Origin of the sequence: Ruegeria arenilitoris (assembly GCF_013035425.1) — a bacterium.
GTDB classification, from domain to species: Bacteria; Pseudomonadota; Alphaproteobacteria; order Rhodobacterales; family Rhodobacteraceae; genus Ruegeria; species Ruegeria arenilitoris_A.
Genome location: NZ_WQHX01000005.1, coordinates 197639 through 210758, shown reverse-complemented (window position 1 = coordinate 210758; position 13120 = coordinate 197639). Strand labels below are relative to the sequence as shown.

The 13120-nt window shown below is 52.4% G+C and carries 16 protein-coding genes; 9 read left to right on the top strand and 7 right to left on the bottom strand.

Going from position 1 to position 13120, the window contains the following annotated elements:
- Positions 1 to 44 precede the first annotated feature (44 nt).
- Entirely contained in the window at positions 45 to 1283 is a 1239-nt protein-coding gene (locus tag GOV45_RS15505; RefSeq protein ID WP_170479429.1) for a DNA recombination protein RmuC, read from the top strand.
- A 3-nt stretch (positions 1284 to 1286) separates the two neighbouring features.
- Here GOV45_RS15505 and GOV45_RS15500 read toward each other — a convergent pair whose 3' ends face one another.
- The 3 genes from GOV45_RS15500 to GOV45_RS15490 are packed head-to-tail and all read right to left on the bottom strand — an operon-like array spanning position 1287 to position 3043.
- Positions 1287 to 1688, bottom strand: coding sequence for a hypothetical protein (locus GOV45_RS15500; RefSeq protein WP_170479427.1), 402 nt, complete (start codon positions 1686 to 1688; stop codon positions 1287 to 1289).
- A 37-nt stretch (positions 1689 to 1725) separates the two neighbouring features.
- Positions 1726 to 2376, bottom strand: a complete 651-nt coding sequence (locus GOV45_RS15495) for a ChrR family anti-sigma-E factor (RefSeq protein WP_170479425.1) — start codon at positions 2374 to 2376, stop codon at positions 1726 to 1728.
- Positions 2377 to 2386: 10 nt separating this feature from the next.
- Positions 2387 to 3043: a sigma-70 family RNA polymerase sigma factor gene (locus GOV45_RS15490; protein WP_170479423.1), complete on the bottom strand. Its 657-nt coding sequence runs from the start codon at positions 3041 to 3043 to the stop codon at positions 2387 to 2389.
- Positions 3044 to 3192: 149 nt separating this feature from the next.
- On the opposite strand from GOV45_RS15490, the gene GOV45_RS15485 reads away from it, so the two are divergent.
- The 5 genes from GOV45_RS15485 (at position 3193) to GOV45_RS15465 (ending at position 6249) form a co-directional block, all read left to right on the top strand.
- Complete coding sequence (locus GOV45_RS15485) at positions 3193 to 3966, top strand: DUF1365 domain-containing protein (RefSeq protein WP_170479691.1); 774 nt, start codon at positions 3193 to 3195, stop codon at positions 3964 to 3966.
- A gap of 84 nt (positions 3967 to 4050) precedes the next feature.
- Positions 4051 to 4368, top strand: coding sequence for a DUF3775 domain-containing protein (locus GOV45_RS15480; RefSeq protein WP_170479421.1), 318 nt, complete (start codon positions 4051 to 4053; stop codon positions 4366 to 4368).
- A 142-nt stretch (positions 4369 to 4510) separates the two neighbouring features.
- The gene (locus tag GOV45_RS15475) at positions 4511 to 5590 is read left to right on the top strand and encodes a hypothetical protein (protein ID WP_170479419.1); all 1080 of its coding nucleotides are present in this window, start codon (positions 4511 to 4513) and stop codon (positions 5588 to 5590) included.
- Between the two features lie 169 nt (positions 5591 to 5759).
- Positions 5760 to 5987, top strand: a complete 228-nt coding sequence (locus GOV45_RS15470) for a DUF1127 domain-containing protein (RefSeq protein ID WP_170479418.1) — start codon at positions 5760 to 5762, stop codon at positions 5985 to 5987.
- Entirely contained in the window at positions 5950 to 6249 is a 300-nt protein-coding gene (locus tag GOV45_RS15465) for a DUF1127 domain-containing protein (RefSeq protein ID WP_170479416.1), read from the top strand. The genes GOV45_RS15470 and GOV45_RS15465 overlap by 38 nt, the downstream gene beginning before the upstream one ends.
- A 243-nt stretch (positions 6250 to 6492) precedes the next feature.
- Here the strand turns inward: GOV45_RS15465 and GOV45_RS15460 are convergent, their stop codons facing one another.
- The 4 genes from GOV45_RS15460 to GOV45_RS15445 are packed head-to-tail and all read right to left on the bottom strand — an operon-like array spanning position 6493 to position 10007.
- The gene (locus GOV45_RS15460; protein WP_170479414.1) at positions 6493 to 7644 is read right to left on the bottom strand and encodes a saccharopine dehydrogenase family protein; all 1152 of its coding nucleotides are present in this window, start codon (positions 7642 to 7644) and stop codon (positions 6493 to 6495) included.
- 3 nt (positions 7645 to 7647) lie between these two features.
- A complete protein-coding gene (locus tag GOV45_RS15455; protein WP_170479411.1) occupies positions 7648 to 8703 on the bottom strand; it encodes a saccharopine dehydrogenase in 1056 nt (351 codons plus the stop codon).
- A 14-nt stretch (positions 8704 to 8717) separates the two neighbouring features.
- Positions 8718 to 9332 carry a glutathione S-transferase family protein gene (locus tag GOV45_RS15450; RefSeq protein WP_170479409.1) on the bottom strand — a complete coding sequence of 205 codons (615 nt, stop codon included), beginning with the start codon at positions 9330 to 9332 and terminating at the stop codon, positions 8718 to 8720.
- 24 nt (positions 9333 to 9356) lie between these two features.
- Positions 9357 to 10007 (bottom strand): histidine phosphatase family protein, encoded by a 651-nt coding sequence (locus tag GOV45_RS15445; RefSeq protein ID WP_170479407.1) that lies wholly within the window; start codon positions 10005 to 10007, stop codon positions 9357 to 9359.
- A 185-nt stretch (positions 10008 to 10192) separates the two neighbouring features.
- Here GOV45_RS15445 and GOV45_RS15440 point away from each other — a divergent pair, with 185 nt between their 5' ends.
- The 3 genes from GOV45_RS15440 (at position 10193) to gcvH (ending at position 13101) form a co-directional block, all read left to right on the top strand.
- A complete protein-coding gene (locus GOV45_RS15440; RefSeq protein WP_170479405.1) occupies positions 10193 to 11380 on the top strand; it encodes a Zn-dependent hydrolase in 1188 nt (395 codons plus the stop codon).
- A gap of 239 nt (positions 11381 to 11619) precedes the next feature.
- The gene (gcvT, locus tag GOV45_RS15435) at positions 11620 to 12717 is read left to right on the top strand and encodes a glycine cleavage system aminomethyltransferase GcvT (protein WP_170479403.1); all 1098 of its coding nucleotides are present in this window, start codon (positions 11620 to 11622) and stop codon (positions 12715 to 12717) included.
- A gap of 18 nt (positions 12718 to 12735) precedes the next feature.
- Entirely contained in the window at positions 12736 to 13101 is a 366-nt protein-coding gene (gene gcvH / locus GOV45_RS15430) for a glycine cleavage system protein GcvH (protein WP_170479401.1), read from the top strand.
- Positions 13102 to 13120: the final 19 nt, after the last annotated feature.

Here is a 13120-nt window from a genome sequence, read left to right as displayed (position 1 = left end):
CCTGGTAGGGCTATGAAGAATAAAACAAGAACACACGAGTAGAGATGATTGAAATCGCAGGCACCGAATACTCATTGAATGACCCAATGGTAATGGCCTCCCTGATTGGTGTTGCGGTGACATTTTTGATTCTTGTTTTGCTTTTTCTGGCGCTGCGTGCTGCGAACCGTTCGGCCAGAAACATTGAACCGCTTACCCGTCAGATGGTACAATTAGGGCAGCACGTACAGCAATTGGGGCAAGGGCAGGAACAACTGCGCGGTGGATTGCAGCATGTTTCGGACACTCAGGCTACCGCACAGGTTCAGGTGATCCAAACGGTGGAGGCGCGGCTTTCCTCCGTACAGCAACAGATGAACGATCGGCTGGCGGACAACGCGATGAAATCCACCCGGGCTCTTGCCGAAATGCAAGAGCGTATGAAGGAATCGTTGCACGGATCGTCAAAACAGACTGCAACCTCCCTGACCCAGTTGCAGGAACGACTGGCCGCCATCGATAAGGCACAAGACAATATAACTAAGTTGTCCGGCGATGTTTTGTCTTTGCAAGACATCCTCTCCAACAAGCAAACCCGTGGCGCGTTTGGCGAGATTCAATTGAATGACATCGTTTCCAAGGCGCTGCCTGCAGATAGTTTCCGGTTACAGGCGACGCTTTCAAATGGCCGCCGGGCTGATTGCCTGATCAATCTGCCCAATCCGCCGGGCCCAATCGTGATCGACAGCAAATTCCCATTGGAAGCTTATGAGGCTTTGATCGGGTCCTCTAGCGACGCTGAATTTAAGTCGGCTGTACAAATGTTTAGGACCACGGTCCGAAAACATATTACCGACATATCAGAAAAATATATTCTGGACGGCGAAACGGCCGATGGTGCGCTGATGTTTTTGCCATCAGAAGCGGTTTACGCGGAACTGCATGCCAAGTTCCCCGAACTGGTGCAGGAGAGTTTTTCAAAACGCGTCTGGATTGTCTCTCCCACCACATGCATGGCTACATTGAATACGATGCGTGCAATTCTCAAGGATGCGCGGATGCGCGAACAGGCTGGTGCGATCCGAAAAGAGCTGGGGATGTTGCACAAAGATGTTGAACGTCTAGGTGAACGCGTCACAAATCTGGATCGACATTTTGGGCAGGCGGCCAAAGATATCTCGGACATCAAGATCAGCGCCGAAAAGGCCGGACGACGGGCACAGCGGCTAGACAATTTTGATTTTGAAGAACTGGTTCCAGAGGATCACAACAACGTTGTCCCGTTAGGCAAAACCGAAGTTTAAACTCTATTGAATCGACAGGTCCAGATTGTAGCCGACCGTTTTCCCAGTGTCCCGGTCGTTGCCCATAAGATAAACGCGAATCGTATAGTCCCCGTCTTCGGGCAGATTGATCCGGGCAGTATTTCCATCAATTGAGCCAATATATATCGCGGTCCCATCGCTGCCAGGTGGCAAGATATTGAAATAGATAACGCCATTTCCGTTAGTGTCGCTGACGCTAAGTTCAGCAAACATCTCCTGGCCGGCTTTTGCGCCCAACGTATAGTCGAAATACTCGTTCCCGGTGATCGTGCCGTTGACCATTGTGCCGTAGTTGCCAGGTTGAAACTTTACCTCAGCGGTAGACTGGGCTTGTGCCAACGCTCCTATGGTCGAAAAGACAATCGCTGCGCATAACCACTTCACACTTAGCAACCTCTTTGACTCGATCCGGACATGAACGTCAGATCCGTAGGAATGGCTGGAACAGACGCGGCATCAGCTTGTTGAACCTAAGTGGCGCATCTGTCACGGCTAGGCAAATGCAATCTTCTGACATATCCGCAACAGGCGTGTGTTCCAGATCTTCGTCCGCAATCTCAACGTCACCGCGCGCAAAATGGTCCACCTCATCCGAGAACGCGCCTTGCAAAACCATGGTAAGTTCCATGCCGTTATGACCGTGATCAGGTACCGCGGCCCCTGCGGGAATGAACAATAGGCGCGCAGTCGCCTCGCGCGTTGTCGGCAAAATTGCCTGTTTCACTCCCATACCAATTGATTTCCAGCGGATCGCGCTGACATCACCGCCGACATATTCCTGAAGCGGAGTCGGCAAGACGGAGCAAGATGGCCGAACAGTTTTGGGTGTCGGTTCACCTTTGGCAATTAGTGCCATAGTTGCAGTCAGAGACTCCTCACCCATTTGCAGAGGCATCTCGTGGTCGTCTAGAACGAACCCACCGACGGCGTCAAAACTTTCTGCCTGCGCACGGCAATGGTCACACAACGACAAATGCGTAGCGACCATCAAGTCGAAAGCCTCGGGTAGAGATCCTGCTGCATATGCCATCAGCAGGTCGTCGGTCAGGTGATGTTTTATATCCTTACTCATCTCATTCATCTCAATTCATCGCATGGCGCAAGCGGTCCAGCGCCAGCCTTATACGTGATTTGATAGTTCCCAAAGGCAACCCTGTCTGCGACGCAATCTCGCGGTGACTCAGGTCTCCAAAATAAGCCTTCTGGATCAGCTCTCTTTGCGCATCCGGAAGCGCCGCCATAGCGTCACGCAGCTGCGCGGTTTCCTGTTGAAGCGCGATCACATCGTCCTGATCAGGTTCCGCCTCGGGGCCCCAACCCAGATCTTCGGGTTCAGGACGGCGTTGTTTGCGCAGGACATCAATGCGCTTGTTACGGGCGATCGTGAACACCCATGTTGCAACCGTTGCTCGGGACGGGTCGAACAGATGGGCCTTATGCCACAACGTCGCCATTACTTCTTGCGCGCATTCTTCCGCCGTAGTTGCGTCCGACCCTGACTTAATCAGAAACGCCTTCACCCTTGGGGCAAAGTGTCGGAACAATTCGGCGAAAGCCAACTGATCTTTTTCGTCCCGAATGCGTCTAACGTGGAGAACCCACTCTTGCCGGACATCGCAGCTGTTGTTCGATCCGTTCACCGACTTGCCCCTGACACTTTTCGGCGCGAACTTGGATGGCACAAAATCAGGCTCAGCCGACGGTGTGTCCAAGGTCGCGATATCAGTTTCGGTAAACATAATCACATTACGCGCCGCAGCCCAAGTCGGATCACTTTATTTAATTGTTTTAATCCACACTGCGCTAAACTTCGTACAACTGTATGAAACACTATACGGAATATTCTGTATTTTTAGCAGGTTACGGTCAGAACGAAAATCGAAACTACATGAACGAAATAGAGCATATATCTGGCCATACTTATCACGGCCGAAAGGGTTCAATTAAAAACTCCTTTCGTTATTCCGTGGACTACATCCTATTCGACCCAGAAGGTCAGCCGAGAACGCCGTTTTTATTTTCCGTCAACAAGGCAAATATTACAAACTGGCGGGATCGCGATCATGGTGGCGATCCGGGCAAAGGCACCGGGGCCGCGTGGCTGCGGAACCGGTTTGATGAATTGCAGTTTCCCCAGCCCGCTCGGATTGTGTTGCTAACGCAACCGCGTGTTTTGGCTCACGTTTTTAACCCGGTCAGTTTCTGGTTCTGTTTCGATCATAATGACGGTCTATACGCCGTTGTGGCCGAAGTCACGAATACCTACGGAACCCGCCACAGCTATCTATGTCACAAACCAGACCTTTCGCTAATTCAGCCTTCGGATCGCATCGTCGCTAAAAAGCTGATGCATGTCTCACCGTTTCAAAAGATCGAAGGTGTATACACTTTTCGGTTTGACTATCGTTTGGAAAGGGTAGGCGTGTGGATAGATTACACGCGGGAAAACGGTGGTCTTATCGCGACCCTCACCGGGCCCCGAAATTTGCTGACAAATCGCACAATACTTTGGGCTTTGGTCCGACGCCCGTTTGGCGCAAGGCGGGTTTTTGCGCTAATAGTTTGGCAGGCCGCCAAGCTCTGGTTTAAAAATGCCCGATTCCGGCCGTTTCGTTCAGAACCCGTACCTTCCTGCCCAATCTCTCGCCCACGCGAGCAATAGGGGTTTAGTTTGCTCAAGATCAAAGACGCAAGCCTGAGATGGTGGTTTTGATTGATGGAAACCGCGGACACAGGAGTTGGTCATATGCTGGAGATTTCGGCTAGAAAAGTCGCCCAAGTTGCGATGATGGGGCGAGAACTGGAACGTGCAGAAGGCGAGTTGCGTGCTTTTGTTGACCGAATGAGTGAGGATGAACAAGCAGAGCTGGTCGCAATAATGTGGATTGGCCGTGAAAGTTTTTTTGCCGAAGATCTGGCTGAGGCCATTGTGACCGCTAAGACCGAGGCCTCGACCCCCTGTGCCGACTACTTGATCGGGACTCCACACTTGTCTGACCACTTGGAAAACGGGCTGGATGCGCTGGGAATTTCGGCGGAAGACGTGGAAAACGATCTCATGTGAAAACCATTCTGCTGTTCAAGGGGAGCATCCAATAGGGATGAACCTGTAACATGTCGCAGAACTCTTAGTTTTTGTGTAAGCTGGCACAGGATCATGTGATCGGCCTGTAGCTATCAGGCTGCGTTTTGGATAGAGCAGATTTATGCTTCGCACATTGCAGTTGGTAATAATCTGCGGAATTGTTCTGGTTGGGTTCTTGGCGCCTAGGCCTTCACTTGCTTGCGGGGTTTGCGTAACATTGCCGGAATACTCTCTGGCAGATCGCATTTTGTCGTCGCGCGTGATCGTTCTTGCCGCTCCGTCTCCTGACAATCCATTTAAGTTTGTTCCCGTGAAAGTCTTGAAAGGAACATCCGACCAACTTGCGAGGGCACCGGAAATTCCATTTTTGGTGGATAGCTCGACACGTGCAGCTTTTCGCGCTGATCCGAACCGAAGAGTTTTAATGATTTATGGATCCTCTTTGGTGGACAAAACAGGACGAGGCCTTTCAGCTGAGTGGTCTAAAGCCTTTTTGGTCACTCCTGAACGTGCAGAATTTTTGAGCCAGGTCCGCTCAAGTGGGCAAAGCTGGGGCATTGGACAGAGCGACTCGCGGGACCGCATCGAATTCTTTACCCATTTTCTGGAACATCACGACCGGGTGTTACGCGATACTGCGCTGTTAGAAATTCACCGCGCTCCTTATCCCATTGTGCGTGAACTGGGGATAACTGTTTCAACTGACGTGCTGCGGCAGGATCTGCGAACCGTTGGGCGTTATGCTTATGCACCTGCTGCAATCCGTTTGCTTGGGTTACAGAAAGATTCGCAAGCGCGAGAGTTTGTTCGATCCCAATACTCATCCTCTTTAAAAACCGGAGGATTAAGCCTTCGGGAATGGGCCGTTGCCGGAATAGAAGCAGATGGGTCAAAGGCTGTCGCCCAAATTGGAAACGCGATCGCGGAAAATTATGGAACGCAGGACGATCTGAAAGCTTTGATCCGCGCGCTTGCCGATGCAGGAGCTGTGGCACCGGAGCATCGAGAACAAATCTCTGAAGTCTTCAAGCAAACACTGGAAGATGATCCTGCGTCAGTTGTCTGGATAGCGGCTGCGGTGAATGTTTGGGAAGACGACACACTGAATTCGACTTTCGAGGCGTTGCTTGCATCGGACGAAACTCCACCGGCGGCGCAGTTCCTGATCAGAAACTTACTTGAAACCGAAGACCCAGGCTAATCGCGGATTGCATGAGTTGAATTGTGCCAACTGGCCGCCCAAACCCGCAATTCTTACGATGCAGACTTTCATTAACATAGCTTAATGAGTCGTTTTGGCGTCGTTAAGGCAGTGCTCCTTTATTTTAACTGTACAGAAAAAAGCAGTTAATTCTTGGAGGAGAAAAACAATGGAATATACCAATAAAGTAACGCCCCAAAGCAGTGTCTTTGCGGGCCTGTTTTCTGATTTTGCCGAAGCTCGGGTTGAACAATTCCGTCGCAGGCTATTCTCAAAAACCGTTAATGAACTCAGACGGCTGAGTGACCAGCAACTGGACGACATTGGTGTGCCGCGGGACCAGATCGAACGGAAAGCTTATGAAAGCGTCTACAATCACAGACCTTACCGTCATTGACCGCGATACGGGCAAAACATTCATCGGCCCGTCGGAATTCAAAAGCTATGAGGTATCCACCATGTTTGATGTAATACCACCGACCGACAACTCCCCCTTGGCCAGTGCCCTTTTGTTGTTTGATCGAGCAATGCGGATAAACGCTATCAAAGGGGATATTGTGTCTGCGGCCCAACAGTTAAACGGGTTGACTGATCATCAATTGGCCGAGCTTGGTCTGAACCGAAAAGATATCGAGGATACAATCGATCGGTACATCTAGAATTGCACCACTTATCCTTAACAAAGCTAATTATTTGATGGGCCGTTCAAAATACTTGAGTGGCCCATTCGTTTATTTGGATTGATACATTCGGTTGATCGACCAGACCTAAAGTCCCGATTTTTTGAACTCATCAGATGTTCGGTCAGGATTTTGACATTCGAAGACAATCACAATTGGAGAGAAAGCAGCATTCGGCAAATGGCCGAGGTCTGTTTCCATCTGGATCAACGAAATGTAGAATTAGTATTGATCTTTCACATGATCTACGATCTGCAATTGTTGTGCCAGTTTATCGACTTCCGCCATCCATTGGCTGACCAGTTTCGGATCACTGGGCGCAGCGTGTACCCCAACAGGAATTTCGCGGTTTAATACTGCCTCGACGGCCAGCGACACCGGGATAGACACCAGTCGTGCCATTGCTGTGCCACGATCATCGCCCCAAGCATCCATGACATAGGTTTTGTGCCAAACTTCTTGCCCATCCTTTTCAGCTTTTAGGCTTACGCACAGAACAACCCGATCAGGTTCGCCTTCGTCGTAAGCGTTTTCGCTCCAGAACTGGTCCGACATTTGTTTCAAACGAGTTTCGCCTTCGGGTCCGGACAGTGTTTCGATTTCGGAAAAAACATCTGACCAAGCATCCGCCCATCCGTTTAGTCGCAAGGTGCCGCGTACAAATTCCTTGACTGGCCAATGGTCTTCAAAATGGTACTGGGCCATGAAAGGGACGGAGTCACGGTTTGGATAAACTTCGAAACTTTCAGGGATTGGTAACGGAGCGATATAGCTGCTGATCGCATCCCAAGGGCGTGCGACGTCCAGCGTTGCGTAGTCTCGGATCGACTTCGAGGGGGACCGAAGCGCTTTGAGAACGCCTAGTGGCGACCAGCTGAACTTGTATCGGAATGGGTTGGGGTTTTTCGGGACGCCCCCGCAATAAGAAATAAAGCTAAGATGGTTTTGCGGATCGAATGCGCTCGCTGCTCGGTAGTCATCAACAAGTGCGTGGGCCATCAAGTGATCAATCCCAGGGTCCAGGCCGACCTCGTTCACCAATGCTACGCCAGCGTCACGTGCCTTATCGTCCAGCGCGCGCATTTCTGGAGCAATATAAGAGGAAGAAACGAAATTCGCCTGTTTGGAGATCGCCAGTTCCGCCAACGGGACATGCCAATCTCCGGGCAGCATGGAAACGATCACGTCACCTTTTTCAAGGACCGAACCCAGCGCGTCGATGTCAAAGGCTTGGATGTCGTTTGTTAAGTCTCCAACCTCAATTTTGGCTTTTTCAATAGTCCGGTTCCAGACTGTGACTTTGTGCCCGCCTTCGATCAGGCGGCGCAGACCTGGGATTGCCGACAGGCCAGTTCCACACCAATGAATCGTCATCGCTTAGATCCCTTTTACATGCGATTTGTACATAGTCGCCGCTCGACCCCAAACACCGCCATTGATATCCGATAAGGTTAGCAGAGAAGGCAGTAGCTGAGCTGCGTAATCTTCGGAACTTTCGACCGGTAGCATTGACGGCAGATTGTCGATTGCCATCACGTCCATCACCGGATCGGTGGCGACACGCACGGCCGGGGCGTCCCAGGTGGTCGCGTGATCGTAGACGGGAACAGGGTTGTAATCACTGTCCGGGTCGCAAGCTATGTCGCCAATTGCCGTAAGGTTGCGGGGAGAGCTCAGCGCAGCCCTTGGAACAAAAACTGGTGTTCCTGGGCGGGCCAGTATGCAGTTCAGAAACAAGTCGTGTTCAAGAATTTCCGGAAAAGGTCCACCGCTGGCGGTCTCGGCCATGTCCCACTTTGTAACCTGAACGCCCATCGCTTCGCACAGATCCGAAGCCCCCGCTCCAACACGGCCCAAAGCGCCGATGACGATTGCGCGAGGGCGCGAAATTTTAATGGAATCAAGTTCAGCCAACAACTCTGCATTCAAGGCGTTTTTGCTGGGATATACTCCAACCGGGGGGCATTCCTCGTCCCGTTGCTGCGCCGCCCATGTCTTTAGCGTGACTGCGGCCCCAGCGTAGCCCGCCCAATACCCAAATGCAGCAACACGGCGGCCGTTTTCATCCACCAGATACTCCAGATCGTATAGAGTACCGCCCCCAGCCTTGAACCTTCCTAACAGAGTGCGGCCAGAATGCTGACCCTTGAAAGCGTGGCCGAACATAATGTGACGGTGAGGCAGGGGTGTACCATCTTCGGGCAATTCCTTGAGGCCGAAGATGACAGCATCCAACGGTGCCTCCGGCCAGGAATTCTCGGTCGCGATTTCGCATCCAGCTTCTTTGTAGCCATCAATCGGAATGGCACGGACATGGCTTTCCTCGACAGTTACACGAATTCCGGCGGCGATCAGCGCGGCGGCACCCTTGGGTGTTAACCCAACCCTTTCTTCGTTCGGGCGCTGTTCAGCCCGGACCCAGAGATGTGTCATCGAGAATCCTTTGCTCAGAGCATTCCAGCGGCTTTTACCGCCTGAACCGACTTTCGTGCATCCATCGCCTGACGAAAGGCGACGATCTTGGGAAAGGCGGAGACATCTACGCCATCGCCTTCCAGCCAAGTGCAAACAACGTACAGGTAAGCATCGGCCAGCGAGAACGTCTCACCCAAGACAAACGGACCGCGTAACCCATTGGAAGAGATGTATTCACATGAAGCCGTCATCGTCTCGGCAACTTTTGAAGCCATATCTTTCCAGCTGTCTTGATTGTCGGCCCAGCGTTGTCCGCGAAACTTATGCGCATGATTCACATGCATTGTTGATGCAAGATAATACATTACTTCACGCATACGCGCGGCCAAGAACGGATCGTCCGGAACCAAACCGGCGTCGGGCGATTTAGCGGCGACAAACTCTAGCAGCGCGCCCGTTTCAGTCAGGATGCCGCCGTCGATCACAAGCGCTGGAACACGTCCCTTTGGGTTGATCTGACAGTAGGCTGGTTTGGTTTGTTCACCGGCGGCAAAGTCCAGGCGAATTGTTTCATACGGCAGCCCAGCCTCTTCCAAAGCGATAGCGACAGCGACGGAAATCGTACGCGGGGCATAGTATAGCTGCATCAAAGAAGTCCCTCAGGATGGTGGTTACAGATGCGTCTGGGCGAAGTGCCTATCAGGGGCTTCCAGATGCGGTACGGCATTGAAAAGAACGGGGCTGAGCTGAGCCCCTATAGGATGCAGACGATGTAACGATGTGTTCATGATGGCAAGGGCCACCCGTGCCATAGACGGTATGTCCAGCCCCATTGCCTGACGCACCGCCATTGAAATCAGGCCGCCTGAGGTCACAACAATGGCTGGTCCGCCCTCTGTTCCAATCTCGCGCAGCGCATCTGAAACCCGGGTTTCAAATTGATCGAAGGTTTCGGGCGCGTTCGCAATATCTCCGTTTGCCCAAGCGCCAAAAGTTTGCGGGAGATGCTCAACAAATCCTTCGCGGTCAGTTGGAATGGGCACGCCGTGCTGTTCGTGAAACAGTTGGGCCAAGGTGAAATACTCAATTTCATTCAGACGTTTGTCGAGGATTGGGGACGGCAGGCCCATACTGCTGGCAGTTTCCGTATGGCGGTTCAAGGTGCCGCAAAAAACGCGCGGATAATGCGCGTGGGTGTCGCGAAGATGACCGCCCAACCAGCGCGACTGTTGATGGCCCAGATCGCTCAGCCTGTCGTAGCTCGTTTCATCCCGCGCTGTTGTGTTGGCTTGTCCGTGACGCACCAATGTAATGTATGACATGTCGGTTCCTCTTGGCGAGAAGTCTTAGGGCAGGATTCGGACCGGGACCAGAGGGGTTTTGCCTGCTCAACCAGAAAAGCCAATATGCCGTTTCTACCGATACGGTGCGATACTGAAAGGTAGCACTGTCTTGCTCACTGCGGCGTTGAGTATAATGTTATCCTGACCACACGCAGGGGTAGCCTATGACAATAAACGAAAGCCGTTTTCTATCCGACCTGCATAAGCTGCGCGAATTTGGCGCCTCGGGCGTCGGGAAAGGAGTTGTGCGACCGGCCTATTCCGAGGCCGATATCGCCGCACGGAAATGGCTGGCGCAGAAAATGGCCGACGCGGGTCTGGCTCCGCATTTTGACCCAGTTGGAAATTTGTTCGGGCTGGCACCTGGGCGTTCTCTGTTATTGGGGTCACATTCCGACAGTCAGCCCGAGGGTGGTTGGTTGGATGGGGCGCTGGGCGTTGTCGCAGCGCTGGAGGTTGCCCGGTCCGTTAAACAACCAATTTCTGTTGTCAGCTTTCAGGACGAAGAGGGGAGATTTGGCGTCACTACAGGATCGGCCGTTTGGTCCGGTGGCTTGCCGTTGGATAAAGCGGATTCATTGACCGACGCGTCAGGGATTACTTTCGCCGAGGCAAGATCATCGATGTCTGACCTGTCTGACGATTTTGTGGACCCGGCCCGGTTCGAGGGCTTCATCGAGCTCCATATCGAACAAGGTCCAACGCTAGACGCGCAGGGCGATCAGATAGGCGTGGTCACCGATATTGTTGGTATTCGTGATGTGGTCATCACTTTCGATGGGCAGCAAAATCACGCCGGAACGACGCCAATGCATCTCCGCCGGGACGCATTTCAGGCGGTTTCGCAATTCAACGCGATGATCAACAATCGCTTTAAGAACATGGTCACTCCCCAAACTGTATGGACAATTGGCCGTGTCGATCTTCACCCCAATGCATCGTCAATCGTGCCAGGGCGCGCTCGCTTTTCCATGCAATGGCGAGACGGTGACGCAAATCGTTTGGAGCGAATGGAAGAGATTATCCGGGAAGCCGCGAAGGAGGTCGCAGAGAGTGTTGGCCTCGGCCTCAGTTTCGGCACGATGCTTGGGTTAGAACCAGTTTCCATGGATATTAAGTTGCGTTCTGCCCTTCAAATGGGTGCGGAAACAGTCGCGCCGGAACGGTGGCAAAAAATTCCATCGGGCGCGTTGCATGACGCAACTAACGTGGCCCGGCTGATGCCTGTTGCTATGCTTTTCGTACCTTCCATCGCTGGGATCAGCCACGATTTTTCTGAAGACACCGCCGAAAGCGATTTGGTTGCGGGTTTACGCGTATTGGAACACGCGGTTCTCAGTCTTAATGCATAATGCTCTTTAACTTGTGTGTTGCTTAACGGAAAAAAGTTTCCTATAGGAAATATTACCGAATGCGCTGGTGTACGATTGGGTTCGATGCAGTCCGCCGGGGCGTTTGCGACTACTGAAAACGACCGTCCCAAAAGGCGTGTGCCAGTGGGGTCTAATGTATTCGATCGTTGCAAAATGTCCGGCTTGCTTCAGACTGATTGGTAAGCGCGCAGACTGATAGGAACGAAAAGGTAATCGCCATGACCGACGCACCAAAGCGCACGCCCCTTTACGATCTTCATGTCGAACTTGGTGGCAAGATGGTTGATTTTGCCGGTTGGGAGATGCCCGTTCAATATCCGCTGGGTATTATGGGGGAACATAAACAGTGTCGCGAAAAAGCAGCCCTATTCGATGTGAGCCATATGGGTCAGGTGATCCTAATGGGTGAAAATGTAGGGGAAAAGCTGGAAAGCCTTTGCCCCCAGGCCTACGCGACATTGAAGGAAGGTAAAGCACGTTACGGGTTTTTCACGAACACAGACGGCGGAATTATGGACGATCTGATCGTGTCAAACGCAGGGGATCATTATTTTGTCGTGGTTAACGCTGCGCTGCGCCATCAAGATATCCCACACATGAAAGCCAACTTGGGCGGCGTCGAAGTGACCGAAATTTTCGATCGCGCGCTAGTTGCTGTACAGGGTCCCAAGGCTGAGGAAGTTGTGGGTGGGCTATGCCCGGCCGCGCGGGACCTGAAGTTCATGGAAACGGCCATAGCCGAAATCAAAGGCGTGGAATGCCGCATTTCGCGGCTCGGCTACACCGGCGAAGACGGTTACGAGATTTCGATCCCCGATGATAACGCAATTGAGATCACACGGGCGTTTCTGGCGCATGAGGATTGCGAACCGGCAGGACTGGGTGCTCGTGACAGCCTGCGGCTGGAAGCGGGCTTGTGCCTATATGGTAACGACATTGACCAGACGACTTCGCCGATTGAGGCCTCTTTGGGTTGGGCAATTCAGAAACGCCGCAAGGAAGAAGGCGGATTTCCCGGAGCCGAGCGTGTGCAGAAGGAACTGGACGAAGGACCATCACGCCGGTTGGTAGGAATCAAGCCCGAAGGAAGGGCGCCTGCCCGCCAAGGGGTCGAAATTCAATGTAAGGAAGGCAACACGATTGGTCACATTACCTCTGGCGGTTTCGGGCCCACCGTCGGGGGGCCGATTGCTATGGGTTATGTTGCCAACGGTCACGGCGAACCCGGAGAAACGGTTAATCTGATTATAAGGCGCAAGCCGCAGCCAGCGCAGATTGTGGCGTTGCCCTTTGTCACCCAGAACTACAAGCGTTGAAGTGAGGAGAGAGAAGAAATGGCGACCTATTATTCAGAAGAGCATGAGTGGCTGACAGTTGAAGGGGATACGGCGACTCTGGGCATTACGGCGCACGCGGCTGAACAGCTTGGCGATGTGGTGTTTGTTGAGCAGCAAGAGGTCGGCGACGAATTCGAAAAAGACGGAGAGATCGGGGTGATCGAATCTGTCAAAGCAGCTTCGGAAATCTATGCCCCGGTAGACGGAGAGATAGTTGAAGTGAACGAGACGCTTGCCGATAACCCCGGTGCACTAAATGAAGATCCAGAAGGGGATGCTTGGATCTACAAAATCAAGCTGGCGGATGCGTCGCAACTTGAAGATCTGATGGATCTGAATGGGTACAAAGCCTTCATCGGCTAACAATCTGGCGGAAGCCCGA